Here is a 23706-nt window from a genome sequence, read left to right on the forward strand (position 1 = left end):
ACACTGTACGTTACCCGCATTTAAGTAGCTCAGTATCGAAGGGAGCTGGGTCACATGGCGAGGACACCGCGGAACACGTTGAGCTCCGAGCTCGTCGTCCGGACGGCCCTGCAGGTGATGGAGACCAAGGGCGCCGACGGGTTCAGCCTGCGCGGCGTCGCGGCCGAGCTCGGCGTCGGCCCGATGGCGCTCTACACCTACTTCCGGAACAAGGACGACCTGTACGACGCCATCCGCGATCACCTGATGGCGCTGATGCCGCCGCCCCCGGCCGACCTGCCCTGGCCGGAGCAGGTGCGGGCGATCTGCCGCGACCTGCGCGTGCTGATGCTCGAACATCCTTGCCTTGCGCAACTATTGGCGAGCCGGCCGTTGAGTGGGCACGAGACCGCGCGGGTCGCCGAAGGGCTGCTGAGCGTCCTGCGTTCGTCCGGCCTCGATCCGGAGACCGCGGCGCGGACGCACACCACGCTGTTCACGTTCGTCCTCGGCGCGACGACGTGGGAGATCCAGATGACCGTCGAGCAGAGCGACCCGGATGCGTTACGCCGGTTGCGCGCGTCGATGGAGTCGTTGTCGTCGCGCGAGTTCCCGACCGTGGTGGAGCTCGCGCCCGAGCTGGCGCGGACGAGCGGCGGGCAGCAGCAGTTCGACTACGGCCTCGACCTGTTGCTGGCGGGGCTGACGGCTAGAACACCATCGTGACGATGGCGACTACGCCGATACAGACGATCAGGCCGCGAAGCGCGATCGGCGGCAGCTTGCGGCCGTAGCGCGCGCCGAGGAAGCCGCCGATCGTGGAGCCGACCGCGATCAGGGCCGCGGCCAGCCAGTCGACGTCCGCGACGACGATGAACAGGATCGCGGCGACCGTGTTCACGACCGTGGCCAGGACGTTCTTCAGCCCGTTCATCCGCTGCAGGTCCGGATCGAGGCCGAGGCCGAGGATCGCCATCAGCAGCACGCCTTGCGCGGCGCCGAAGTACCCGCCGTAGATCCCGGTCGCGAAGACGGCCGGGATCACCCACCAGGCGCCGCGATGGGCATGCGACGGGACGCTGATCCACTTCGACAGCCACGGCTGGAAGGCGACCAGCACACAGCCCAGCAGGATCAGCACCGGTACGACGGCGTGGAACGCGGAGTCCGGCGTGGTGAGGAGCAGCACTCCCCCGACGACGCCGCCGATCAGCGAGGCCGGGACGAGCCGGAGCATCCGGCCGCGCTGGCCCTCCAGCTCGCGGCGGTAGCCGATCGCGCCGGCCGCCGTCCCGGGCGCGAGACCGACGCTGTTGCTGACGTTCGCGAGGACGGGCGGGATACCGACGGCGAGCAGCGCGGGGAAGGTCAGCAGCGTGCCCGACCCCACCACGGCGTTGATCGTGCCCGCGCCCATTCCCGCCACCAGGACGAACAGCGCCTCGAACCATGTCATCGTTGCCCGACTCTACGCACCGGCGCCCCGCGCGCCCGCATCGGTCCGGAGGATGAACGGCAACAGGGCCTCCCGGTCTCCCGGAAGGCCCTGTTCGGCAGTACTGAGGTCAGCGCTCGAGCGGAGGCTCGGCCTCGGGAGCCGGCGGCTCGGGGGTGACGGCCGTGGCCGGCGGAGCGGCCGCGGCGCCCTGGCCGCGACCGACGGCGGCCTTCTGGGCTTCGGCGATGGCCTCGGCGACGGCGTTGTCCGCCTCGGCGACCGCGGTGTCCTGGACGCCGATGCCCTCGACCTGCGGCGTCGCCGGGTCGTCGGCGATCGCCGGCGCCTGCCAGTTGCCCTCGGCCCGCTGCGGGATCCCGGCCACCTGGCCGACCGCGCTGCCCAGGCCCTTGAGCGCGTCGCCGATCTCACTCGGGACGATCCAGAGCTTGTTCGCGTCGCCCTGGGCGATCGACGGCAGCATCTGCAGGTACTGGTAGGCGAGCAGACCCTGGTCGGGCTTGCCGGCGTGGATCGCATTGAAGACCGTGGTGATGGCCTGCGCCTCACCCTGCGCCTTCAGGATCCGCGCCTGCCGCTCGGCCTCGGCCCGCAGGATCCGGGACTCCTTGTCACCCTGGGCGGTCAGGATCGCGGACTGCTTCTGCCCCTCGGCCGAGAGGACGGCGGACTGCCGCATACCCTCGGCGGTCAGGATCGCCGCGCGCTTGTCGCGGTCGGCGCGCATCTGCTTCTCCATCGAGTCCTGGATCGAGGGCGGCGGGTCGATCGAGCGCAGCTCGACCCGGTTCACCCGGATCCCCCACTTGCCGGTCGCCTCGTCCAGGACGTAGCGCAGCTTCTCGTTGATCTCCTCGCGCGACGTCAGCGTCTGCTCCAGGTCCATCCCGCCGATGATGTTGCGCAGCGTGGTCATCGTCAGCTGCTCGATGGCCTGGATGTAGTTGGAGATCTCGTACGTCGCCCGGACCGGGTCGTTGACCTGGAAGTAGATGACGGAGTCGATCGACACCATCAGGTTGTCCTCGGTGATCACGCCCTGGGGCGGGAAGGAGACGACCTGCTCACGCATGTCGATGGTGTAGCGGACCTTGTCGACGAACGGGGTCAACAGGTTCAGGCCCGGCTGCAGACCGGTCCTGTACTTGCCGAACCGTTCGACGATGCCGACGGTCTGCTGCTGCACCACCCGTACGGACTTGGCCAGCGTGACGATCACCAGTACGGCGACCACCGCCAGCACGATCAGAAACCCGAGCACTCGACCCTCCCACTCATCACTGTTGGTTGTGACCCTACTGCTGTCCGGGCTCCGGTTTGTTCAACTCGTTGTGCAGCGGGTCGGAGACCGGATAGACGACGGCGGTCGCGCCGTCGATCGACATCACCTCGACACGGGTGCCGGGCTTGATCGTGGAGACCTCGTCGAACGGGCGCGCCGTCCACAGGTCGCCGCCGATCCGCACCGAGCCCCCGCCGTCCGGGTGGATCTCCTTCACCACCGTGCCACTGCGGCCGATCACGTGCGCCGAGCCGGTCTTCAGCTCGGCGCCGTGGTGGATCTTGCGCACGAGCAGCGGCCGGATCGCCGCCAGCATCGCCGCGGCCGTCACCAGCCCGACGATCAGCTGCAACCACAATTGCCCGGGGAAGAGCGCCGCCGCCCCGGCTGCCGTGAACGCGCCGGCAGCGAGCATCAGCAGAGTGAAGTCGAGCGAGGCGAGCTCGGCCAGCGCCAGCGCACCGGCGATCGTCAGCCAGGCCGCCCACAGGTTGTCCCGCAGCCAATCCATCATCTGCCAAGCCTATCCACTCATCGGGGTGTCGGCAGATGCTGTGACGCACCTGTTGTGCGCGGGGTTCCGTTCTAGAAGGCGCGGGCGGTCCAGCGGCCGTTCTCGTGGCTGAGCGAGAGCGCCAGGTCGAAGGTGTCGCTGAGGGTCTGGGCGGTGAGGGCCTGGTCGATGGGGCCCGCGGCCACGACCCGGCCCTGCTTGATCAGCAGGGCGTGGGTGAAACCGGGCGGGATCTCCTCGACGTGGTGGGTGACGAGGACCATCGCGGGCGCGCCTTCGGCGGTGGCGATCGCGCCGAGCGAGCGGACGAGCTGCTCACGTCCGGTCAGGTCGAGACCGGCGGCCGGCTCGTCCATCAGCATCAGCTCGGGGTCCGTCATCAGGGCGCGCGCGATCTGGACGCGCTTGCGCTCGCCCTCGGACAGCGTGCCGAAGGTCCGATCGGAGAGGTGCGCGATACCCAGCTCGTTCAGAAGTTCCTTGGCCCGCTGGTGATCGAGCTCGTCGTACTCCTCGTTCCAGCGCCCGAGGACGGCGTACGACGCGGAGACGACGACATCCGAGACCCGCTCGCCCTTGGGCAGCCGGTCGGCCAGCGCCGCGCTGGTGAGGCCGATCCGCGGGCGCAGCTCGAAGACGTCGACCGCGCCGAGCACCTCGCCGAGCAGACCGGTCACACCGGACGTCGGGTGGATCTGCGCGGCCAGAATCTGCAGCAGGGTGGTCTTCCCGGCGCCGTTCGGGCCGATGACGACCCAGCGGTCGGTCTCGTCGATCGTCCAGTCGACGCCGTCCAGCAGGAGCGCGTCGCCGCGCACGATCGAGACCCCGGCCAGCTCCACCACTGCAGTCATGGGGGCAAACCTACGGGGTGCCCCGTCCCGCCCGGACAGCGGGCGGCGGGTGTCACACTGGACGTCGTGTTGACCACCTCCGCCTCGGTCCGGTTCACGGTGTGGACGAATGCGATGCTGCTCGGCGCCTGCGATCCGGACACCGCCGCGACGAAGATCCTCGGCGCCGATGTCGGGCATCACGTCGCGGGCCTGCCCGGCCATCCGGAGCCCGCGACGCTGCCCGTCGCGCTGAATCTGCTCCGCGCGGCCGGCGCCAAACAGGCGCTGCTCGCGCTGCCGGTTCCCGGCGATCCGATCGGGCTGGCCGGTCCCCCGGCCTTCAACGAGGCCGCGGTCGAGGCGGGCGAGGCCGTCGTCCTGTCCGGTCCGGAGCTCGGGCTGGTGCCGTCGTACGTCGGTCCGGCCGTCCAGTGGAGCGTGCTGCCGGCAACCGCTCCCCCGCCGGGCGACTTCGGCGAGGCCGACCGCGGCCTGCGGCTGGCGCTCATCGACGCGGCCGACTCCCTAGCAGCGATGGACGTCGCCCGCTGGAAGCCCGAGGTCGCGGACGCACTGATCGACATCCGCAAGATCGGCAGCAGCCGCGGCGACGACCTCGCCCCCGGCTACGACGCCCGAGCCGTCAAGACGGCCGCCACCGCCCGCCGCCTGCTCGCGATCGCCGACGCCGCCCTCGAAGACGACGGCGCCGCCATCAGCACCACGGACGCCGACGCCCGCCGCCGGGCCCTCGTCACCCTCGCCACCGCCGCCCGCCGAGCCCTGGTCGCCGCCTGCGCGCCGCCGAGCGCCGGCTGAGACACCCTGTTCACGTTTGGGATGTGGACCGGACCACCGGGTGACAGGTGTTGTCGGTAGCGTTCTGCTTGCCATGACAGCACAGCATGAGTTCGAGACGCAGTCCGCCGACCGTCCGACGTTGTTGATCACGTTGACCGGGACCGACCGGCCGGGGCTGACGTCCGCCGTCCTGTCGACGCTCGCGACCCGCGGGCTCGAGGTGATCGACGCCGAGCAGGTCGTGCTGCGGGGCCGGCTCATCCTCGGTGTGCTGCTGTCGGCGCCGCGCGACCACAAGAACCTGAAGGAAGAGCTCAAGCAGCTCGCCAGCGCGCTCGACATCGACATCTCGGTGAAGAAGGGCGTCGGCGACAACGAGCCGCGGCGGCAGGGCCGCAGCCAGGTGACCGTGATCGGGCACCCGCTGACCGCGGTCGGCCTGGCCGCGATCGCCGGCCGGATCGCCGACACCGGCGCCAACATCGACCGGATCAGCCGGATGGCCCGCTACCCGGTGACCGCGATGGAGATCGCCGTGTCCGGTGTCGAGCCGGAGACGCTGCGGACGGTGCTCGCGCTCGAAGGCGTCCGCCAGGGTCTGGACGTCGCCGTCCAGGACGGCGGTCTGTACCGGCGCGCGAAGCGGCTGATCGTGATGGATGTCGACTCCACGCTGATCCAGGGCGAAGTGATCGAGATGCTCGCCGGGCACGCCGGCCGGCTCGAGGAGGTCGCCGCGGTCACCGAGGCCGCGATGCGCGGTGAGCTGGACTTCGCCGCGTCGCTCGAACACCGGGTCAAGGCGCTGGCCGGTCTCCCGGCGTCCGCGCTGGACGCGGTCTACGAGGCGATCGAGTTCGCGCCGGGCGCGCGCACGCTGGTCCGGACGCTGAAGCGGCTCGGGTACCAGTTCGCGATCGTCAGCGGCGGCTTCAGCCAGATCACCGACAAACTCGCTGCCGAGCTCGGCATCGACTACGCCAAGGCGAACGAGCTGGAGATCGTCGACGGCATCCTCACCGGCCGGGTGATCGGCGAGATCGTCGACCGGCCCGGTAAGGCGGTCGCGCTGCGCCAGTTCGCCCAGCGCTCCGGGACGCCGTTGTCCCAGACAGTCGCGATCGGGGACGGCGCCAACGACCTCGACATGCTCGCGGCGGCCGGCCTCGGGGTCGCCTTCAACGCCAAACCCGTCGTCCGGGCGGCCGCCGACACGCACCTGAGCGTGCCCTACCTGGACACGATCCTCTACCTGCTCGGCATCAGCCGCGAAGAGGTCGAAACCGCCGACGCGGACGGACTCATCTAGCTACGATCGGGGGTTATGGAGTTCACCACCCGGCCCGCGACCCTGGACGACGCGCACCCGATCTACGAGCTGATGGCCGCGGCCGAGGTGTCCTGGCACGGGCAGGCCGAAGTCGTGCCGGACTCGGTGGCGGCGGATCTGCGGCGGCCGTTGATCGACCTCGCGCTCGACACGCTGGTGGTCGAGGCGCCCGGCGGTGACCTGGCCGGCTGGGCTTGGGTGCACGACGGCAAGCGGTCGCAGGCCGGCGTCCATCCGGCGTACCGGGGGCACGGGATCGGGCCGCGGCTGCTGGACTGGATCGAGGCGCGGTCGCGCGCGGTAGGCAGCGAGTGGATCGCTCAGGCGGTCGACGATGCCGACAAGGCCGGCACGGATCTGTTCCGCGCCCGCGGCGCCGAGGTGCTCGCGACGAACTGGCTGCTGGAGCGCCCGGCCGCGATCGAGCCGCGCGATCTGCCGGACGGCGTCCGCCTCGAGGCCTACGACCCGGAGCGCGCACAGGAGGCGCACGAGCTGATCGGTACGGCGTTCTCGGCGTTCCAGTCGCGGCGGAAGTCCTTCGAGGAATGGTCCGAGCTGACCGTCCTGCGCTCGACCTTCCTGCCGACGGCGACCACGTTCGCGTACGTCGGCGCCGAGCTGGTCGGCGTGGTGATCGCGCTCGACGGCGAGGAGGGGTATGTCGAGCAGCTCGCCGTCAGCGGTAACCATCGCGGCCGTGGGATCGCTCGCGCGATGCTCGACCGGACGTCGGCCGAGTTCGACCGGCTCGGCCGGGCGACGCTGATCCTCTGGACCCACTCCGGGACGGGCGCGCTGGCGATGTACGAACACCTCGGCCTGCGCGTGCGTCGCAGCACGACTGTTCATCGGCTGATGTTCTGAGCTGTTGACAGGGCGTGTGAGAGCGCTCACATTGGGCTGAATCACGCCTCAACCGCCCCTGGAGGTCGTCGTGCGTTCCCGCCTGACGCTGATCGCGTCCCTCGCCGCTCCACTGCTCATCGCCGCCTCGCTGACCGTCGTCGCGCAGGCCAGCGCCCCACCGCCGCCGACCGGGTGGTCGACCGTCTGGGTCGACGACTTCGACGGGCCGGCGAACACGCTCCCGTCGAGTGCGAACTGGATCATCGACACCGGCCACGGCTATCCCGGCGGTCCCGGGAACTGGGGTACCGGTGAGATCCAGAACTACACCAACAGCACCAACAACCTGGCCCTGGACGGCACCGGCAACCTGCGGATCACGCCGCGCCGCGACGGCGCCGGCAACTGGACGTCGGCCCGGATCGAGACCCAGCGCAGCAACTTCAAGGCCCCGGCCAACGGCATCCTCGCGATCGAGAGCCGGCTGCAGATGCCGAACGTCACCGGTAACGCCGCGCTCGGCTACTGGCCCGCGTTCTGGGCGCTCGGAGCGCCGTACCGGGGCAACTACTGGAACTGGCCCGGGATCGGCGAGTTCGACATCATGGAGAACGTCAACGGGATCAACTCGGTCTGGGGCGTGCTGCACTGCGGCGTGAACCCGGGCGGCCCGTGCAACGAGACCAGCGGTCTCGGCGCGAGCCGCGTCTGCCCCGGCGCCTCGTGCCAGTCGGCGTTCCACACCTACCGCTTCGAGTGGGACACCAGCGTCTCCCCCAACCAGCTGCGCTGGTACGTCGACGGCCAGAACTACCACACGCTCAGCCAGAACCAGTTCCCCGCTGACACGTGGAACAACATGACCTCGCACCAGGGCTACTTCATCCTGCTGAACGTCGCCATCGGCGGTGCGTTCCCCGACGCGCTCAACGGCCCGACGCCGCGCGCCGAGACCGTCCCCGGCCACCCGATGGTCGTCGACTACGTCCACGTCACCTCCAAGGGCGGCGGTACGACGCCGCCGACCACGCCGCCGCCGTCCGGTAACAGCGCCTACAGCACGCTGCAGGCCGAGTCCTCGCAGCAGCAGTCCGGCACGGGCGTCGAAACCACCACCGACACCGGCGGCGGCCAGAACCTGATGCAGGTCGGCAACGGCGACTGGGCCCTCTACCGCGGTATCGACTTCGGCTCCCAAGCCGCCACCCAGTTCACCGCCCGAGTCGCCTCCGGCGCCGGTGCCGGAGTCAGCGGCCTGGTCGAAGTCCGCCTCGACAGCCGCAACAACCCACCCATCGGCAGCTTCGCGGTCGGCAACACCGGCGGGTGGCAGTCCTGGCGCTCGGTACCCGCCAACATCGCCGCCACCACCGGCGTCCACGACGTCTACCTCACCTTCACCAGCGGTCAGCCCGCCGACTTCGTCAACGTCAACTGGTTCACGTTCGGCCGCTGAGGTACGTAGCACTTATCCTTCGGCTTATGTCTGAACTGCCGGGTGGTCCTGGGGCGCTGTTCGCTATTGGCGGCGCCGAGGACAAGCTGAAGAAGCGGATGGTGCTCCAGGAGTTCGTGGAGGCCGCGGGTGGGCCGAAGGCGCGGATCGTGGTGGTACCGACCGCTTCGGCGCTCGGTCCGGACGTGGTCGACGTGTACCACGCGTTGTTCGCCGCGCTCGGCGCGGCCAGTGTCGTCGGCGTCCGTCCGGAGAACCGGGAGGACGCCGACGACCCGGCGTTCATCGCGCCGCTGCACGACGCGACCGGCATCTTCATGACCGGCGGCAACCAGCTGAAGCTGGCCGGGGTCGTCACCGGGACGGCGTTCGGCCGGGCGGTGACCGCGGCGCACGCGCGCGGCGCGGCCGTCGGCGGGACGTCGGCCGGCGCGAGCATCCTGGCCGAGCACATGATCGCGTTCGGCCGGTCCGGCGCGACGCCGCGGCAGCGGATGAGCCAGCTGTCGAACGGGCTCGGTCTGGTCCAGGGCGCGATCGTCGACCAGCACTTCGCGCAGCGGAACCGGTACGGCCGGCTGCTGTCGCTGGTCGCGCAGTCCCCCGGCCTGCTCGGCATCGGCGTCGACGAGGACACCGCCGCCGTCATCCGCGGCTCGCACCTGGAGGTGGTCGGCCGCGGCGCGGTGACGATCTTCGACGGCCGCCGGATCACCTCGAACGCGCACTACGCCAAGCGGTCCGAGCCGATCCTGGCCTCCGGCGTCGAGTTGCACGTGCTGCCCGCGACCTCGATGTTCGACCTCGAGGCGCGCGTGCTGCTCTCGTACGGCCCGCAGCCGCAGGCCACCGAGATCGCCGAGCTGGCCGCCGCCGAGGCCGACCTGCGCAAGCTGGCCAAGGAGATCGCGGCCGAAGGCGTCTCGCCCGCCTACTACGCCGAGCGCAAGCGGCGCGCGGGCCGGCGGACGGCGAAGTCCACCCGCCCGGCGGCCGCCGGGGAGTCCAGACCGGAGGCGACCGAGCCGATCACGGCCGGCGCCGACCCTGACTCCATCGACAGCCCGCAAGTAGACAGTGGACAGCCATGAGCGAGACCGAAACGCACGGCACCCCCAGCCCGGACCTGAAGATCATCGAGACCCGCGTCTACCGCGGGCCGAACGTGTGGAGCTACGACCCCGCGATCCACCTGGTCGTCGACCTCGGATCGCTGGAGCAGTTCCCCTCGAACACCATCCCCGGTTTCACCGAGCGGCTGCTCGCCGACCTGCCGCGGCTCGACCAGCACCACTGCTCGCGCGGCCGCAAGGGCGGTTTCATCGAGCGGCTGGACGAGGGCACCTGGCTCGGCCACATCGCCGAGCACGTCTCGCTGCAGCTGCAGCAGGAGGCCGGCCACGACATGCGGCGCGGCAAGACCCGCCAGGTCAAGGGCCACCCGGGCCGCTACAACATCACCTACGCGTACGCCGACGAAGCGGTCGGCCTGGCCGCGGGTGAGCTCGCCGTCCGGTTCGTCAACCATCTGGTCCAGCCGGATCCGGAGTTCGACTTCACCGTCGAGCTGGAGCGCTTCATCAAACAGGCCGAGCGGACGGCGTTCGGCCCGTCGACGCAGGCGATCGTCGACGAGGCGGTGTCCCGCGACATCCCGTGGATCCGGCTGAACAAGGCCAGCCTGGTCCAGCTCGGCCAGGGCGTGCACGCCAAGCGCATCCGGGCCACGATGACGTCGGAGACCGGCTCGATCGCGGTCGACGTGGCCAGTGACAAGGACCTGACCACCCGGCTGCTCGCCTCGGCCGGTCTGCCGGTCCCGCGCTCGGAGTCGGTCCGCACGGTCGAGGAAGCGGTGGTCCTGGCCGGCAAGATCGGCTACCCGGTCGTGTGCAAGCCGCTCGACGGCAACCACGGCCGCGGCGTCTGCATCAACCTGCCGGACGCCGACGCCGTCCGCGCGGCCTTCCCGATCGCGGCCGAGCAGTCCCGGCGCGGCTGGGTGATCGTGGAGAACTTCGTCGTCGGCAAGGACTACCGCTGCCTGATCATCAACGGGCGGATGGAGGCGATCGCCGAGCGCGTCCCCGCGCACGTGGTCGGCGACGGGGTGCACACCATCGCCGAGCTGGTCGACATCACCAACGCCGACCCGCGCCGCGGCGTCGGGCACGAGAAGATCCTGACCCGGATCACGGTCAACGCCGCCGCCCGCGAGCTGGTCCGCAGCCAGGGCTTCGAGCTGGACGACGTCCCGCCGGAGGACGTGATGGTCAAGCTCACGCTGACCGGCAACATGTCCACCGGCGGGATCTCCATCGACCGGACCTTCGAAGCGCACCCGGAGAACGTCGAGATCGCCGAGGAGGCGGCCCGGATGATCGGGCTCGACATCGCCGGGATCGACTTCATCTGCCCCGACATCACCCAGCCGGTCCGCGAGACCGGCGGCGCGATCTGCGAGGTGAACGCGGCGCCGGGCTTCCGGATGCACACCAACCCGACGATCGGCGAGCCGCAGTACATCGCCAAACCGGTCGTCGACATGCTGTTCCCGCCGGGCGCGACCAGCCGGATCCCGATCGTCGCGGTGACCGGGACGAACGGCAAGACGACGACGTCGCGGATGATCAGCCACGTCTTCAAGGGCATGGGCCGCAAGGTCGGCATGACGTCGACCGACGGCATCGTGATCGACGAGCGGCTGGTGATCCGGTCGGACGCGTCCGGCCCGAAGTCCGCGCGGATGGTGCTGCAGAACCCGCGCGTCGACTTCGCGGTCTTCGAGGTCGCCCGGGGCGGGATCCTGCGTGAGGGGCTCGGGTACGAGCGCAACGACATCGCCGTCGTCCTGAACGTGCAGCCGGACCACCTCGGGCTGCGCGGGATCGACACGCTCGAGCAGCTGGCCGATGTGAAGGGCGTGCTGGTCGAGGCCGTCCCGCGGACCGGGTACGCCGTCCTGAACGCGGACGACCCGCTGGTGCGGAAGATGCGGCGCAAGTGTTCGGGGCAGGTCGTCTGGTTCAGCATGGCCGAGCCGGGCAGCGAGGTCCGCGACTACATCGAGGGGCACTGCCGGCGCGGCGGCCGCGCGGTCGTACTCGAGCGGTCCGATCTCGGTGACATGATCGTGGTCAAGCACGGGCGGCGCTCGATGCAGCTCGCGTGGACTCACTTGCTGCCGGCAACTTTCGGCGGGCGCGCGATGATGAACGTGCAGAACGCGATGGCGGCGGCCGCGGCGGCGTTCGCGGCGGGCGCTCCGCTGCACGACATCCGGCAGGGCCTGCGCACGTTCAACACGTCGTACTACCTGTCGCCGGGCCGGCTGAACGAGATCGACGTCGACGGCCGCACCGTCATCGTCGACTACTGCCACAACGCGCCCGCGATGCGGATGCTCGGCGACTTCGTCGACCGGCTCGGCGAGAGCCTGAACGCGTCGTCCGAGCTCGGCCGCCCGTCGCGGATCGGCGTCATCGCCACCGCGGGCGACCGGCGCGACGAAGACATCCACGAGCTCGGCGAGGTGGCCGCGCAACACTTCGACGTCCTCGTCGTCCGCGAGGACGCCCGGTTGCGCGGCCGCAAGCGCGGCGAGCTGGCCGAGCTGATCGCGGCCGGCGTCCGCGAGGCGATGGAGGCCGGGGCCCGCTGCCGTCAGGTCGAGATCGTGATCGACGAGCTGACCGCCATCCGGCATGCCCTCGCCCGTTCCAACCGCGGCGACCTCGTCGTCCTCTGCGTCGACCAGCACCAGACCGTGCTGACCGAGCTAGAGTCGGTCTCCCACCTCGCCCAGGCAGGCGCCCGCTCCGGCGACGAGGGCGGCGACCCCGACTTCGTGAAACCCGACGAGACCGACGTCCCGCAGGAGTGAGGCCATGCGCCCGACCGTCCTCGCGTACTACTTTCCCAACTGGCATGCCGATCCACGCAACGCGGCGTGGTTCGGCGCCGGGTGGACGGAGTGGGAGCTGCTGAAGGCCGCCCGGCCGCGGTTCCCCGGGCACCGGCAGCCGCGGGTGCCGGTCGCGGGGTATCGCGACGCGTCGGATCCGGCGGTCGCGGCCGAGGAGATCGCCCTGGCGGCGGCGCACGGCGTGGACGGGTTCCTCTTCGACTACTACTGGTACGGCGACGGTCCGTACCTGTCCGGAGAGCTGGACGACGGGTTCCTGCAGGCGCCGAACGGTTCTGAGCTGCAGTTCGCGTTGATGTGGGCCAATCATCAGCTCGTCGACATCTTCCCGGACCGGCGGCGCGGCGTCCCGGGGTTGTTGCAGGACGGCGCGCTGGATCGCGCGGCGTTCGAGGCGATGGCGCGGCACGTGATCTCGCACTATTTCAGCCGGCCGAACTACCTGACGGTGGACGGGCGGCCGTGGTTCACGGTGTACGATCTCGCGAACTTCATCTCCGGGATGGGCGGCGTCGCCGCGGCCCGCGACGCGCTGGATTGGTTCCGCGCCGAGGCCGGTGGGCTGCACCTGGATGCGGTGCTGTGGAGTTCGGCCGTGCTTCCGGCGTCCGCCGAGTCGCCGTTGGTGGTCGACTGGGTGCGGGAGCTCGGGTTCGACTCCGGGACGTCGTACGTGTGGGTGCATCACCACGATGTCGGCGGGTCGCCGTTCCCGGTCGCGCCGGTGGCGGCGCTGCGGGAGTCGGCGTTCGCGGAGTATGAGCGCTACGCCGGGCTGCTCGACGTGGACTTCCACCCGAACGTGACAGTCGGCTGGGATCCGTCGCCGCGGACCGATCAGGAGCAGGCGTACGCCGACGGCGGGTATCCGTGGACGTCGGTGTGGGATCCGGGGCCGGCCGAGTTCGCGCGCGGGCTGCGGCAGGCGATCGAGTTCGTCGAGCGCCACGGGGTTCGGCGTCCGGTGATCACGATCAACGCCTGGAACGAGTGGACCGAAGGGTCGTACTTGTTGCCGGACACGACGTACGGGACGGCGTTCCTCGAGGTGATTCGAGACACCCTCGGAACTCGATGAGTGGTGGCGTCGTTCAGCAGAGCGTGAAGATGAAGTTGCTGGCGGCCACTGTCGCCGTTGTTGTCCCGGTGGTGTTGTCGGGCTGTGGGTCCGCTGAGAAGCCGGTTGCCCAGGCCAACCAGATCAGTACGCCCAGTGTGCTCGTCGAGGACGCCTGGGTGCGCGCTACGGTCGGGGCGAAGGACACGACGATGACGGCCGCGTTCCTGTCGCTGACCAATCCTGGGAAGGCCGACCTCAAGCTCACCTCGGCGGTGTCGCCGGTCGCGGGTCTCGTCGAGTTGCACGAGATGGCGATGAAGGACGGCAAGATGGTCATGCAGCAGAAGGCCGGCGGCGTCACCGTCCCCGCGGGCTCGCACACCCACCTCTCCCCCGGCGGCGACCACATCATGCTGATGAACCTCAAGTCGCCCCTCAAGCCCGGTGACGAGGTTCCGCTCACGCTCAAGTTCTCCGACAACACCACCCACGACCTCACCGTCCCGGTCAAGACCTTCACCGAAGAAGAAGAGCACTACCACCCGACCCCCACCCCGAAGTGAGCCGTCCGGGAATGGACGGCGAGGCGGGGCGGACGTCGCGGCGGCGGTTGTTCGGATTGGCGGGGGCCGCGGCGGCGGGGGTGGCCGCGGGTGCTGCCGGGGTTGTTGCGGTGGGCAAGGATCAGCCTGTGGCCGGTCCGCCTGCGGTTGCCGAGCGGGCCATCTCGCCGTACGGCGTCCATCAGGCCGGGGTGAGTGCTGCGTCGCCGAGGTTCGGGGAGCTGGTGGCGTTTCGGCTGCTGGCGAAGACGGACAAGGCTGCTCTTGGGCGGCTGATGCGGTTGTGGAGCGCGGATGTTGTTGCGTTGAGCAACGGGCGGGGCGCGCCGGGCGATGTGGCGCCGGAGCTGGCGGTGGGGAATGCGGGGTTCACGGCGACCGTCGGGTTCGGGGGTCGGGTTTTCGAGCTTGCGGGACGGCGTCCGGGCGGGTTCGACGAGTTGCCGGTGATGCGGCACGACCGGTTGCAGAAGGAGTGGTCCGGCGGGGATCTGATGGTGCTGGTGGGGGCTGATGACGCCGTGAGTGTGGTGCACGCGGTGCGGCAGTTCGTGAAGGATGCGAAGCCGTTCGCGGTGCCGGTGTGGCGGCAGAGTGGGTTCTGGAACGGGACCGGGGCCGACGGACAGGCGGTGACTGGGCGGAACCTGTTCGGGCAGGTGGACGGGACGGGGAACCCGAAGGCCGGGTCGCCGGAGTTCGACGCGACCGTCTGGGACGCGGACGGCGGGACGACGCTCGTCGTCCGCCGGATCCGGATGAACCTCGACGCGTGGGACGAGCTGACCCGCTCGGAGCAGGAGCGGGCGGTGGGGCGGAAGCTCTCCACCGGGGCGCCGCTGACCGGGGAGAAGGAGCACGACGAGCTGGATCTGGAGGCCCGGGACGCCGACGGCCGGCCGCTGATCGCGGCGAACGCGCACGCGCGGTTGTCGCACCACTCGGAGAACGACGGCCGCCGGATCTTCCGCAAAGGCCTCAACTACGTGCAGGACTCCGGTACGGCGCGGGAGTCCGGGCTGATCTTCCTCAGCTACCAGGCGGACGTCGCCGGGCAGTTCCTCCCGCTCCTGTCCCGGCTGGACGCCGTCGACGCGCTCAACGAGTGGACGACGACGATCGGCTCGGCCGTGTTCGCCGTCCCGCCCGGGTTCCAGCCCGGCGGCTGGATCGGCGAAAAAATCCTCGGCTGACCTGTCACCCTGGCACGCTCGTCGCAGCGTTCAACGGGGTGAGGAGGCGATGCCGATGAAAGACCGTCCCACCGAGGCGGACTTCGACGACTTCGTGCGGGCGCGCTGGAGCGCGACCGCACGGCTGGCGTATGCACTGACCCTGGACCACCAGCGTGCCGAGGACCTGACCCAGGAAGCGTTCACCAAACTCTGGTTCCACTGGGACCGGGTCCGCGACGGCAGCCCCGAGGGTTACCTGCGGCGGATCGTCACCACGACGTTCCTGTCCGCCCGTCGGCGGCGCTGGTTCGGTGAACGGCCGACCGACAGCCCACCGGACGTCGCGGTCGCCGCGCTGACCGGCCAGGTCGACGAACGGCTCGCCCTGCACCGCGCGATGAGCCGGCTCAGCCCGCGCCAGCGCGCGACGCTCTACCTCCGGTACGCCGAAGACCTGCCCGAGCGCACCGTCGCGGAGCTGCTCGGCTGCTCGGTCGGCGCGATCAAGCAACACGCCCGCCGCGGCCTGGACGCGCTCCGGGCCGACCTCGACTTCATCACCACCGACACCCCGGACCTGGCCGTGCTGGCCGGAGGGAGGACCGCATGACCGACGATCTCGGCACGAAGTTCGCCGTACTCACCGATGACCGCCCCGAGCCGCTCGACCCGGCGGCCGTCGTCCGCACCGGCATCACCAAGCGCCGGCGCCGCCGCCGCGCCACCGGCCTGCTCGCCACCGCGGCCGTCACCGCACTCGCCGTCGCCGCCGTCCCGACCATCAACAGCCTGCTGCACCCGGCGACCGCCGTCACACCGGCCGGCACCAGCGCGGCCACCGACGCCACCGCGATGCCGGAGCCGTTCTCCGACAAGCCGCTGCCGCAGTTCAAGGGCGCCTACATCGTCGCCGAGGGCACGGTCGCCAAGAACCAGTGGCAGGTGAACGTCTTCCCGGGCGGGTGCCTGGGCGCCGGCAATCCGATGGACCGTCGGCCGGCCGACGGGCAGCTGGACCAGGCCTGGCGGGAACAGGAGCTGAAACGGGCCAGGGCCAACCGGAAAGCGGACTGCTCGGACCTGCACGGCCTACACGGCCTGCATGCGACCCCGGATCCGAAGGTCGATCTCCACATCCACGCCGGCAAGGTGCCGGTCGAAGCCCGCAAGGTCCGCGTCACCGTCGGCAAGAAGGTCTCACTCGTCGACGCGGTCGGCACCCCGGCAAGCAGCACCGAGCGGTACTACGCGGTCGCCTTCGCCGGCCGGGACCTCCCGGAACCGAAGATCCAGGTGCTGAACGCCGACGGCCGGGTGATCGCCACCGAAAACGGAAGCTGAGGAACTCAGAGAGCGTTCTCTGGCGTGTTGTCGCGGCGTGGCAGGAGCCGGCGGGGCGGCTCCTGGCGGTCGATCCAGTCCAGGTCGTCGCCGAGGACGGCGTCGTTGGTGCGATGGGCGTAGGGGTCGGCCGGGGGCGGGGCCGGGGGTAGGGCACGTAGTTTGAGGGCGACCATCGGGATCGCCAGGAGGACGGCGACCACGAGCCAGGCGCCGTACTCGCGCAGTAGCGGCTCGAAAGAGTTGAAGAAGGCGTCCATCGCGGCGTCCGCGGTCGCGTTCGTGTCCTGCGCGGCGGGAGCGCGATCGACCGTGCGGACGGCGGCCACGATCCCGAAGGCCGCCAGGTACCAGGCCGTCAACGGGACCCAGAAGGACGCCGAACGCCAGCCGCGCAGCCAGCACGCCGTGTAGAGCAGCAGCGCGAGGCCCGCGCCGACGAGCAGGCCGTTCAGCTGCCACAACCACCGCCAGTCGGCCAGCTCAGTCGCGGGCCGCAACGCGTACCACGCCATCGGCACCGCCAGCGCGAACGCGGCGACGACCGAACTTCGGGTGCCCAAGGCACCGAACAGCGCGCCCAGGGCGCTTGCCACCAGCAACGTGATCAGCGCGGCCCTGTCCTGCCAGGGATTTCCGCTCAGCCACCACATGCCGGCGGCAACGACCAGCACCAGCGGGACGGCGATCCGGACGCGCGCGACCAGCAATCCGGCCAGCACACCGCCGGCCAGACCGCCGAGCAGCAACAGGTCGAGCCGCGGCGGCACGAACATCGTCGTACCGCCGGGCAGGCCCTTCAGATAGGCCGCGGCGAAGCCACCCACGAACCAGGCGGCGACCGCGGCCGGGATCGACCACAGGTAGCGCATCACATTCCCCGTTCCCACCCCAACCGAGGCGGACGGGGTTAGTGCTGGGCTCTCTCGACCTTGCTCTTCAAGTCTTCCGGTGTGTCGACCGTAGCTCCCTCGGACCGCAACCAGCCGTCAAGACTCGCGCGATCCTGCAAAGACATCACCGCGACGACGTCCCCGGCCCGGGCCTCGCGGACCAGCGCCTGCGCCGCCTCCAGCTCGGTCGGGTACGCCGGGACGTCGTCCACCCCGACCGACGCCGCGCCTTCGCGGAACACGGCCTCCAGCTCGGACGGCGGCCGCCCGCGCAGGTACTCGCTCTTGTGGCCGATCGCGACCTTGTCAGTGCCCCGGGCCCCGATCGCGCCGAGCGCGGAGACCATGTCGTCGGCCCGGTCCCCCGGCGAGCCGAGCGCCAGCATCAACCGGCCGCCCTCGACCCGGACGCCGTTCATGATCTCGAGCAGCGCCTCGAGCCCGGCCTCGTTGTGGGCCAGGTCGATGACGACGGTGAACCCGCGCAGCGAGTACATGTTCATCCGGCCGGGGTTGTTCTCGTTCGGCGCGAACGAGCTGAGCCCCTCGACCACCGCGGCCCGCGGCAGGCCGAGCCCGAGCGCGGCCGAGGCCGCGGCGAGCGCGTTCTCGACGTTGTAGTGCGACAGGCCGGACAGCGTCATCGGCACGTCGACGACCTTGAGCAGCGGCTCGGGGTCGGTGGCCTGGTCGAGGACGGTGATGAACCCGTCCAGGACGGTCGTCGCCCGGCCGCCCTCGTCCAGGACGGCGCGGATCGACGGCGAGTCGGGGTCGCGGGAGAACACCCAGCACTTGGCCGGCGAGCCCAGCCGCATCGCGAACGTCCGCGGGTCGTCGCCGTTCACCACGCACCAGCCGCGCGGGCGGGTGATGTGCGTGATGACCGCCTTGACCTCGGCCAGCTGGTCGACGGTGTCGATCCCGCCCAGGCCGAGGTGGTCCGCGGTCACGTTGGTGACGACGGAGACGTCGTTGGAGACGACGCCGACGCCACGGCGCAGGATGCCGCCGCGGGCGGTCTCGGTCACGGCCAGCTGGATCCCCGGCTGGGACAGCACCTGCCCGGCGCCGCTCGGCCCGGAGAAGTCGCCGTACTTGACCAGCTCGCCGTCGAAGTACACGCCGTCCGTACTCGACCAGCCGACGTGCAGCCCGGCCGCGCGGCCGATATGCGCGATCATCCGCGACGTCGTGGTCTTGCCGTTGGTCCCGGTGACCGCGACGACCGGCACCTTCGGCCGGATGGTCGGCGGCACGTTACCGGGCGGCTCGTCGTGCACCCGCTGCCCGGCCGCGGCCACCAGCTCCGGCAGGTCGTCGGAGCCGAACGCGTCCAGCACCTCGGCGATCGCCGCGCCGAGCGCGCGGGCCCGCCCTTCGTGGGCCCAGGGGAAGGCCACGACCAGGCGGTGGTTGTCGGACTCCGGCCGGACGCGGACGCCGATCCGCCCGATCCCGGCCTCGCGGGCGATCCGCCGGACGACGTGCCCGGTGACCCGGATCGCGAACCGCTGCCGGAACCCGGACCCGATCCGGCCCGGCCGGGTGGCGCCCAGCCCGAGCGCCTGCGCGTACGCCTTCGCGGCCGGAGCCGGGGCGTCCACCAGCGCGGTCACGTCGAGCGTGAGCTTGACCGCCGCGCGGCTGAAGTACAGGTTGGCCCCGTCCAGAACCCGGAGCTCAACAAGGGAGGTGGACACTACGCTCCCATCGCGTGGTAGCCGCCGTCGACGTGGATGATCTCGCCGGTGGTGGAGGGGAAGAAGTCACTGAGCAGGCCGACGACGGTCCTGCCGGTGGGCTCGAGGTCGGTCGGGTCCCAGCCGAGCGGCGCGCGGTCCAGCCACGGGTCCTCGAACTTCTCGAACCCCGGGATGGCCTTCGCGGCCAGCGTCTTCAGCGGGCCGGCCGAGACCAGGTTGACCCGGATGCCCTGGGCGCCGAGATCCCGCGCCAGGTACCGGCTGGTCGACTCCAGGGCGGCCTTGGCGACGCCCATCCAGTCGTAACCCGGCCAGGCGACCGACGCGTCGAAGGTCAGGCCGACGACGCTGCCGCCGCGGCTCATCAGCGGCGCGCAGGCGGTCGCGAGCGACTTGAGCGAGTACGCCGAGACGTGGACGGCCTGGGCGACGTCGTCCCACGGCCCGTCGAGGAACTTACCGCCGAGGATCGTCTCCGGGTTGCCGTAGGCGATCGAGTGCACCACGCCGTCCAGGCCGTCGACGTGCTCGCGGACGGCGGCCGGCAGCGCGGCCAGGTGCTCGGGATCGGTGACGTCGAGCTCCAGCACCGGGGGCTCCACGGGCAGCCGCTTGGCGATCCGTTTGGTGATGCTCAGCGCGCGGCCGAAATTCGAGATCAGCACGGTCGCGCCTTGTTCCTGCGCCACCTTGGCGGTCGCGAACCCGATCGAGGAGTCGAGCGTGACGCCCGCGACCAGGATGCGCTTGCCGTCGAGGATGCCCACCGGCCTGCCCTTTCTAGGAAGTGAGTTGAGTTAGTTGCCCATGCCGATACCGCCGTCGACCGGGATCACCGCGCCGGTGACGTACCCGGCCTCCTCGGACGCGAGCCAGCGGACGGCGTTCGCGATCTCCTCGGTCAGCCCGAACCGGCCGAGCGGGATCTGGCTCAGGTAGAGCTTCTGGGTCTCCTCCGCCAGGACAGCGGTCATGTCGGTCTCGACGAAACCGGGCGCGACGACGTTCGCGGTGATCCCGCGGCTGCCCAGCTCGCGCGCGATCGAGCGCGCCATGCCGATCAGGCCGGACTTGCTGGCCGCGTAGTTCACCTGGCCGGCCTGGCCGAGCATGCCGACCACCGAGGAGATGAACACGATCCGGCCCTTGCGCAGCCGCAGCATGCCTTTGGCGGCGCGCCGCGCGACCCGGAACGAGCCGCTCAGGTTCGTGTCGATGACGGCGTCCCAGTCGTCGTCCGACATCCGCAGCAGCAGCGTGTCCTTGGTGATGCCGGCGTTCGCGACCAGAACCTCGACCGGGCCGTGCTCGGCCTGGATGGTCTCGAAGGCCGCGTCGACCTGCTCCTGGTCGGTGATGTCGCACTTGACGCCGAGGAAGCCGTCGGGCGGCGGGCTGCTGTTGTACGTGACCGCGACCTGGTCGCCGGCGTCCTTGAACGCCTGCGCGATCGCCAGCCCGATCCCGCGGTTACCGCCGGTCACCAATACCGACCTGCTCACAGGTCCTCCCTCACACGTCGACAGTCGATGCGAACGCTATCGCCCGCTGTCCACTCGTCAAGACAGCGGGTCGGCACGTCACAATCGGCGCCGGTCAGCTGTCTTCCAGTCGGAAGCCGACCTTCAGACCGACCTGGTAGTGGTCGATCCGGTTGTCGACGATGTGACCGCGGATCTGGGTCACCTCGAACCAGTCGAGATGCCGCAGCGTCTCGCCGGCCCGGGTGATGCCGTTCGTGATCGCCGCGTCGATGCCCTCCTTGGAGGTCCCGACGATCTCGGTGATGCGATAGGTCCGATCCGTCATCAGCTGTCCTTCCGTGCAGGCGTACCGTGGGTGTTGGTGAGGAGGATAGATGTCCAAACGCCGTGAACGGCCCGGCGAAACGGTCATTTCGGTGACCAGTGCTCAGCCCGGCCGCTCCGAGGACCTCGACAGCCGGATCGTGCGCTACGCCGCGATGATGAGCCTGCGGGTCGCCTGTTTCGTGCTGGCCGTGTTCACCCCGTCCCCGTGGCGGTGGATGTTCGTGACCGGCGCGGTGTTCCTGCCGTACTTCGCGGTGGTGCTGGCCAACGTCGCCAAGACCGCCACGGTCCGCGGCGGGACGCCGTACGTCGCGCCCGACCGGCCCTCGATCGAGCCCGCCGAGGGGGTCGTGATCCACGCCGATCCGGTCGCCGAACCGGGCCCGAAGATCGACACCGAAAAGTGATCGGTGTCGGGACTGGAAAGTTCGCCGGGTTCCGTGTCAGAATCTCCCGCGTGCTCTGAAGTTCACAGTTGGAATTCAGAGACTTGATGCGGCGTCGGACGGCTCCCCCCGTGGCTGTCCGACGTCGCTTCATTTGTGCCGGGGATCATTTACTCCAGGCTTTTGATTATTGAGGGATCAGGAATGACATTGTCCGAGATCTGCTCGGCGAAGGGCTGCGGCGCCGCTGCCACCTGGGCGCTGCGCTGGAACAACCCCAAGATCCACACCCCGGACCGGCGCAAGACCTGGCTGGCCTGTGACGAGCACAAGTCGAGCTTGTCGGAGTTCCTCGGCGCCCGGTCATTCCTGCGCGAGGTCGAACCATTCAGCGCGCCGACCGCTTAGCGAAAAAGCACATTTCCGCTTTTCATCCGCCGATAGCCGACATCGGCCGCGAAGGTTGCAGGAACGCGGGATCGTTGATGCCGTGCCCGGGGAGTTTCTTCCACATCGCGCGCCGCCAGCGCTCGGCCAGTTCCGCGTCGCCGGCGCCGGCCCGCAGCGCGCCGCGCAGATCGGATTCCGTCCGGGCGAAGAGGCAGTCCCGGACCTGGCCGTCGGCGGTCAGCCGGACGCGGTCGCAGTCCCCGCAGAACGGGCGCGTCACCGACGCGATGATCCCGACCGTCTGCGGCCCGCCGCGGACGGTGAAGGTCTCCGCGGGGGCGCTCCCCCGGACCGCCGCACCGGTCGGCTGCAGGCCGAACGGCCCGGCCAGCTGTTCGAGGATCTCGTCGGCCGTCACCATCGTCGCCCGGTCCCAGCCGTGCTGGGCGTCCAGCGGCATCTGCTCGATGAAGCGCAGCTCGTAGCCGTGCTCCAGACAGAACTCCAGCAGCTCGGCCGCCTGGTCGTCGTTCACCCCGCGCATCAGGACGGCGTTCACCTTCACCGGGGTGAGCCCGGCCTCATGCGCCGCGGCCAGCCCGGCCAGGACGTCGTCCAGCCGGTCCCGCCGGGTGAGCTCCTTGAAGGTCTCCGGGCGAATCGTGTCGAGGCTCACATTCACCCGGTCCAGACCGGCGGCCTTCAGCGCGGCCGCCTGCCGGGCCAGGCCGATGCCGTTCGTCGTCACCGAGACCTCGGGCCGCGGCGCGAACGCCGTCGTCCGGGAAACGATGCCGACCAGGCCCCGGCGCAGCAGCGGCTCACCGCCGGTGAACCGGATCTCGCGGACGCCGAGCTCGGTCACCGCGATCCCGATCAGGCGGATCAGCTCGTCGTCGGTGAGCAGCTCGGGCTTGGGCAGCCAGTCCAGCCCCTCGGCGGGCATGCAGTACGTACAGCGCAGGTTGCAGCGGTCGGTGAGGGAGACCCGCAGGTCGGTGGCGACCCGGCCGTAGCGGTCCGCCAGACCCAGCTGCAGAGCTTGCTCAGTCGCCGTCACCGCTCCAGGGTACGTGCCGCCCACCGACGGTTTCAGGGGATGGCTTAAGTTCAAGACGTGCGTCGTTTACTCAATGTCCGCTGGCTCGGCGCCGCGCTGACGATCCTGGTGCTGGCCACGGTGTGCGTCCTGCTCGGCCGCTGGCAGCTGCACCGGCTCCACGAGCGCGAGGCGCGCAACGAGGTGACCCGGTCGAATCTGGCCGCCGCTCCGGCGCCGATCGACCAGATCACCGGCCCGGACGGCATCGTCGGCGATAAGAACGCCTGGCGGACGACGGTCGTCACCGGTCGCTACGACGCCTCGAAGCAGATCGTGCTCAAGTACCGCAACGTCCGGGACCGGCCCGGGTTCGAGATCGTCACGCCGCTGATCCTGCCCGACGGCAAGGCGGTGCTCGTCGACCGCGGCTTCCTGGTCCGCCAGGGCGCGGAGCTGGCGCCAGGCCATGTGCCCGCCGTCCCCTCTGGCGAGGTCACCATCACCGGCCGGCTGCAGCGCAGCGAGCGCGGCGGCCGCACCAACGGCGGTACGCCGGACAACGGCTCGGCCCGGCTGATCAACGGGCCGGAGTACGCGAAGGTCCTTGGTCTGGACCTGTACGACGGCTACCTGATGGTCGACCAGCAGACCCCGGCCAACGACCAGGCGTTCAAGACCTTCCCCGGCCCGGAGATCGACGACGGGCCGCACTTCTTCTACGCGCTGCAGTGGTTCTTCTTCGCGGTGCTCGCGGTCGGCGGGCTGGTCTACTTCTCCCGCAATCCGATCCGCCCGGCCGACGCCCCGGCCCCGGCCGTTGCCGAACGCAACGAAGTACCGGAGCCCAGCAGCAGCCGCGACTGATCCGGCCCCGGTCCACTGCTTGCCGTCGGCCCCGAAGTTCGAGG

At 70.4% G+C, this 23706-nt stretch carries 25 protein-coding genes; 15 read left to right on the forward strand and 10 right to left on the reverse strand.

Features of this window, described 5'->3' with window-relative positions; genetic code table 11:
• Positions 1 to 54: 54 nt before the first annotated feature.
• Positions 55 to 705, forward strand: coding sequence for a TetR/AcrR family transcriptional regulator (locus ACZ6ZD_RS30245; RefSeq protein WP_171673598.1), 651 nt, complete (start codon positions 55 to 57; stop codon positions 703 to 705).
• Here the strand turns inward: ACZ6ZD_RS30245 and ACZ6ZD_RS30250 are convergent.
• The 4 genes from ACZ6ZD_RS30250 to ACZ6ZD_RS30265 form a co-directional block, all read right to left on the reverse strand.
• Positions 689 to 1435, reverse strand: a complete 747-nt coding sequence (locus tag ACZ6ZD_RS30250; protein ID WP_465677314.1) for a sulfite exporter TauE/SafE family protein — start codon at positions 1433 to 1435, stop codon at positions 689 to 691. The genes ACZ6ZD_RS30245 and ACZ6ZD_RS30250 overlap by 17 nt on opposite strands.
• Positions 1436 to 1544: 109 nt before the next feature.
• Positions 1545 to 2699: an SPFH domain-containing protein gene (locus ACZ6ZD_RS30255; RefSeq protein WP_465677315.1), complete on the reverse strand. Its 1155-nt coding sequence runs from the start codon at positions 2697 to 2699 to the stop codon at positions 1545 to 1547.
• A gap of 34 nt (positions 2700 to 2733) precedes the next feature.
• Positions 2734 to 3234: an NfeD family protein gene (locus ACZ6ZD_RS30260; protein ID WP_465677316.1), complete on the reverse strand. Its 501-nt coding sequence runs from the start codon at positions 3232 to 3234 to the stop codon at positions 2734 to 2736.
• A 71-nt stretch (positions 3235 to 3305) separates the two neighbouring features.
• Positions 3306 to 4088 (reverse strand): ABC transporter ATP-binding protein, encoded by a 783-nt coding sequence (locus ACZ6ZD_RS30265; RefSeq protein ID WP_465677317.1) that lies wholly within the window; start codon positions 4086 to 4088, stop codon positions 3306 to 3308.
• A gap of 66 nt (positions 4089 to 4154) precedes the next feature.
• Here ACZ6ZD_RS30265 and ACZ6ZD_RS30270 point away from each other — a divergent pair, with 66 nt between their 5' ends.
• From ACZ6ZD_RS30270 to ACZ6ZD_RS30320, 11 genes are all read left to right on the forward strand, one after another.
• On the forward strand, positions 4155 to 4889 hold the full coding sequence (locus ACZ6ZD_RS30270) for a hypothetical protein (RefSeq protein WP_465677318.1): 735 nt from the start codon (positions 4155 to 4157) through the stop codon (positions 4887 to 4889).
• A gap of 73 nt (positions 4890 to 4962) precedes the next feature.
• Positions 4963 to 6180 carry a phosphoserine phosphatase SerB gene (gene serB / locus ACZ6ZD_RS30275; RefSeq protein ID WP_465677319.1) on the forward strand — a complete coding sequence of 406 codons (1218 nt, stop codon included), beginning with the start codon at positions 4963 to 4965 and terminating at the stop codon, positions 6178 to 6180.
• Between the two features lie 15 nt (positions 6181 to 6195).
• Positions 6196 to 7068: a GNAT family N-acetyltransferase gene (locus ACZ6ZD_RS30280; protein ID WP_465677320.1), complete on the forward strand. Its 873-nt coding sequence runs from the start codon at positions 6196 to 6198 to the stop codon at positions 7066 to 7068.
• A gap of 70 nt (positions 7069 to 7138) precedes the next feature.
• Complete coding sequence (locus ACZ6ZD_RS30285) at positions 7139 to 8506, forward strand: glycoside hydrolase family 16 protein (protein ID WP_465677321.1); 1368 nt, start codon at positions 7139 to 7141, stop codon at positions 8504 to 8506.
• 26 nt (positions 8507 to 8532) lie between these two features.
• Complete coding sequence (locus ACZ6ZD_RS30290; RefSeq protein ID WP_465677322.1) at positions 8533 to 9597, forward strand: cyanophycinase; 1065 nt, start codon at positions 8533 to 8535, stop codon at positions 9595 to 9597.
• Entirely contained in the window at positions 9594 to 12389 is a 2796-nt protein-coding gene (gene cphA / locus ACZ6ZD_RS30295) for a cyanophycin synthetase (protein WP_465677323.1), read from the forward strand. The genes ACZ6ZD_RS30290 and cphA overlap by 4 nt, the downstream gene beginning before the upstream one ends.
• 4 nt (positions 12390 to 12393) lie before the next feature.
• Positions 12394 to 13509: a glycoside hydrolase family 99-like domain-containing protein gene (locus ACZ6ZD_RS30300; protein WP_465677324.1), complete on the forward strand. Its 1116-nt coding sequence runs from the start codon at positions 12394 to 12396 to the stop codon at positions 13507 to 13509.
• Positions 13506 to 14054 (forward strand): copper chaperone PCu(A)C, encoded by a 549-nt coding sequence (locus ACZ6ZD_RS30305; RefSeq protein ID WP_465677325.1) that lies wholly within the window; start codon positions 13506 to 13508, stop codon positions 14052 to 14054. The genes ACZ6ZD_RS30300 and ACZ6ZD_RS30305 overlap by 4 nt, the downstream gene beginning before the upstream one ends.
• A gap of 128 nt (positions 14055 to 14182) precedes the next feature.
• Positions 14183 to 15247, forward strand: a complete 1065-nt coding sequence (locus ACZ6ZD_RS30310) for a Dyp-type peroxidase (protein WP_465677326.1) — start codon at positions 14183 to 14185, stop codon at positions 15245 to 15247.
• Between the two features lie 55 nt (positions 15248 to 15302).
• Positions 15303 to 15839 carry a SigE family RNA polymerase sigma factor gene (locus ACZ6ZD_RS30315; protein ID WP_465677327.1) on the forward strand — a complete coding sequence of 179 codons (537 nt, stop codon included), beginning with the start codon at positions 15303 to 15305 and terminating at the stop codon, positions 15837 to 15839.
• Positions 15836 to 16570 carry a hypothetical protein gene (locus tag ACZ6ZD_RS30320; RefSeq protein ID WP_465677328.1) on the forward strand — a complete coding sequence of 245 codons (735 nt, stop codon included), beginning with the start codon at positions 15836 to 15838 and terminating at the stop codon, positions 16568 to 16570. Before ACZ6ZD_RS30315 ends, ACZ6ZD_RS30320 begins: the two co-directional genes overlap by 4 nt.
• A 5-nt stretch (positions 16571 to 16575) precedes the next feature.
• On the opposite strand, the gene ACZ6ZD_RS30325 is transcribed toward ACZ6ZD_RS30320, so the two are convergent.
• From ACZ6ZD_RS30325 to ACZ6ZD_RS30345, 5 genes are all read right to left on the reverse strand, one after another.
• Positions 16576 to 17442, reverse strand: a complete 867-nt coding sequence (locus tag ACZ6ZD_RS30325) for a hypothetical protein (protein WP_465677329.1) — start codon at positions 17440 to 17442, stop codon at positions 16576 to 16578.
• 38 nt (positions 17443 to 17480) lie between these two features.
• Positions 17481 to 19166 (reverse strand): Mur ligase family protein, encoded by a 1686-nt coding sequence (locus ACZ6ZD_RS30330; protein ID WP_465677330.1) that lies wholly within the window; start codon positions 19164 to 19166, stop codon positions 17481 to 17483.
• Positions 19166 to 19936 carry an enoyl-ACP reductase FabI gene (gene fabI, locus ACZ6ZD_RS30335; protein ID WP_465677331.1) on the reverse strand — a complete coding sequence of 257 codons (771 nt, stop codon included), beginning with the start codon at positions 19934 to 19936 and terminating at the stop codon, positions 19166 to 19168. Before fabI ends, ACZ6ZD_RS30330 begins: the two co-directional genes overlap by 1 nt.
• Positions 19937 to 19966: 30 nt before the next feature.
• Positions 19967 to 20671 carry a 3-oxoacyl-[acyl-carrier-protein] reductase gene (gene fabG / locus ACZ6ZD_RS30340; RefSeq protein ID WP_465677332.1) on the reverse strand — a complete coding sequence of 235 codons (705 nt, stop codon included), beginning with the start codon at positions 20669 to 20671 and terminating at the stop codon, positions 19967 to 19969.
• 94 nt (positions 20672 to 20765) lie between these two features.
• On the reverse strand, positions 20766 to 20978 hold the full coding sequence (locus tag ACZ6ZD_RS30345) for a dodecin (protein ID WP_171673618.1): 213 nt from the start codon (positions 20976 to 20978) through the stop codon (positions 20766 to 20768).
• A gap of 49 nt (positions 20979 to 21027) precedes the next feature.
• Between ACZ6ZD_RS30345 and ACZ6ZD_RS30350 the strand changes: the two genes are divergently transcribed.
• Together ACZ6ZD_RS30350 and ACZ6ZD_RS30355 are read left to right on the forward strand one after the other, a co-directional pair.
• Positions 21028 to 21387, forward strand: a complete 360-nt coding sequence (locus ACZ6ZD_RS30350) for a DUF3099 domain-containing protein (RefSeq protein ID WP_465677333.1) — start codon at positions 21028 to 21030, stop codon at positions 21385 to 21387.
• 183 nt (positions 21388 to 21570) lie between these two features.
• The gene (locus tag ACZ6ZD_RS30355; protein WP_465677334.1) at positions 21571 to 21774 is read left to right on the forward strand and encodes a hypothetical protein; all 204 of its coding nucleotides are present in this window, start codon (positions 21571 to 21573) and stop codon (positions 21772 to 21774) included.
• A gap of 22 nt (positions 21775 to 21796) precedes the next feature.
• On the opposite strand, the gene moaA is transcribed toward ACZ6ZD_RS30355, so the two are convergent.
• Positions 21797 to 22816 carry a GTP 3',8-cyclase MoaA gene (moaA, locus tag ACZ6ZD_RS30360; RefSeq protein ID WP_465677335.1) on the reverse strand — a complete coding sequence of 340 codons (1020 nt, stop codon included), beginning with the start codon at positions 22814 to 22816 and terminating at the stop codon, positions 21797 to 21799.
• Positions 22817 to 22873: 57 nt separating this feature from the next.
• On the opposite strand from moaA, the gene ACZ6ZD_RS30365 reads away from it, so the two are divergent.
• Positions 22874 to 23662, forward strand: coding sequence for an SURF1 family cytochrome oxidase biogenesis protein (locus tag ACZ6ZD_RS30365; protein WP_465677336.1), 789 nt, complete (start codon positions 22874 to 22876; stop codon positions 23660 to 23662).
• The last annotated feature ends 44 nt before the right edge of the window (positions 23663 to 23706 follow it).

Source organism: Kribbella sp. NPDC104218, assembly GCF_055584105.1.

What these genes read in the sequence shown, in the direction of transcription:
- ACZ6ZD_RS30245 (WP_171673598.1), top strand. Translation starts at nt 55, where the DNA reads ATGGCGAGGACACCGCGGAACACGTTGAGCTCCGAGCTCGTCGTCCGG.
- ACZ6ZD_RS30250 (WP_465677314.1), bottom strand. Translation starts at nt 1,435, where the DNA reads ATGACATGGTTCGAGGCGCTGTTCGTCCTGGTGGCGGGAATGGGCGCG.
- ACZ6ZD_RS30260 (WP_465677316.1), bottom strand. Translation starts at nt 3,234, where the DNA reads ATGATGGATTGGCTGCGGGACAACCTGTGGGCGGCCTGGCTGACGATC.
- ACZ6ZD_RS30265 (WP_465677317.1), bottom strand. Translation starts at nt 4,088, where the DNA reads ATGACTGCAGTGGTGGAGCTGGCCGGGGTCTCGATCGTGCGCGGCGAC.
- serB (WP_465677319.1), top strand. Translation starts at nt 4,963, where the DNA reads ATGACAGCACAGCATGAGTTCGAGACGCAGTCCGCCGACCGTCCGACG.
- ACZ6ZD_RS30280 (WP_465677320.1), top strand. Translation starts at nt 6,196, where the DNA reads ATGGAGTTCACCACCCGGCCCGCGACCCTGGACGACGCGCACCCGATC.
- ACZ6ZD_RS30290 (WP_465677322.1), top strand. Translation starts at nt 8,533, where the DNA reads ATGTCTGAACTGCCGGGTGGTCCTGGGGCGCTGTTCGCTATTGGCGGC.
- cphA (WP_465677323.1), top strand. Translation starts at nt 9,594, where the DNA reads ATGAGCGAGACCGAAACGCACGGCACCCCCAGCCCGGACCTGAAGATC.
- ACZ6ZD_RS30300 (WP_465677324.1), top strand. Translation starts at nt 12,394, where the DNA reads ATGCGCCCGACCGTCCTCGCGTACTACTTTCCCAACTGGCATGCCGAT.
- ACZ6ZD_RS30305 (WP_465677325.1), top strand. Translation starts at nt 13,506, where the DNA reads ATGAGTGGTGGCGTCGTTCAGCAGAGCGTGAAGATGAAGTTGCTGGCG.
- ACZ6ZD_RS30315 (WP_465677327.1), top strand. Translation starts at nt 15,303, where the DNA reads ATGAAAGACCGTCCCACCGAGGCGGACTTCGACGACTTCGTGCGGGCG.
- ACZ6ZD_RS30320 (WP_465677328.1), top strand. Translation starts at nt 15,836, where the DNA reads ATGACCGACGATCTCGGCACGAAGTTCGCCGTACTCACCGATGACCGC.
- ACZ6ZD_RS30325 (WP_465677329.1), bottom strand. Translation starts at nt 17,442, where the DNA reads ATGCGCTACCTGTGGTCGATCCCGGCCGCGGTCGCCGCCTGGTTCGTG.
- ACZ6ZD_RS30345 (WP_171673618.1), bottom strand. Translation starts at nt 20,978, where the DNA reads ATGACGGATCGGACCTATCGCATCACCGAGATCGTCGGGACCTCCAAG.
- ACZ6ZD_RS30350 (WP_465677333.1), top strand. Translation starts at nt 21,028, where the DNA reads ATGTCCAAACGCCGTGAACGGCCCGGCGAAACGGTCATTTCGGTGACC.
- ACZ6ZD_RS30355 (WP_465677334.1), top strand. Translation starts at nt 21,571, where the DNA reads ATGACATTGTCCGAGATCTGCTCGGCGAAGGGCTGCGGCGCCGCTGCC.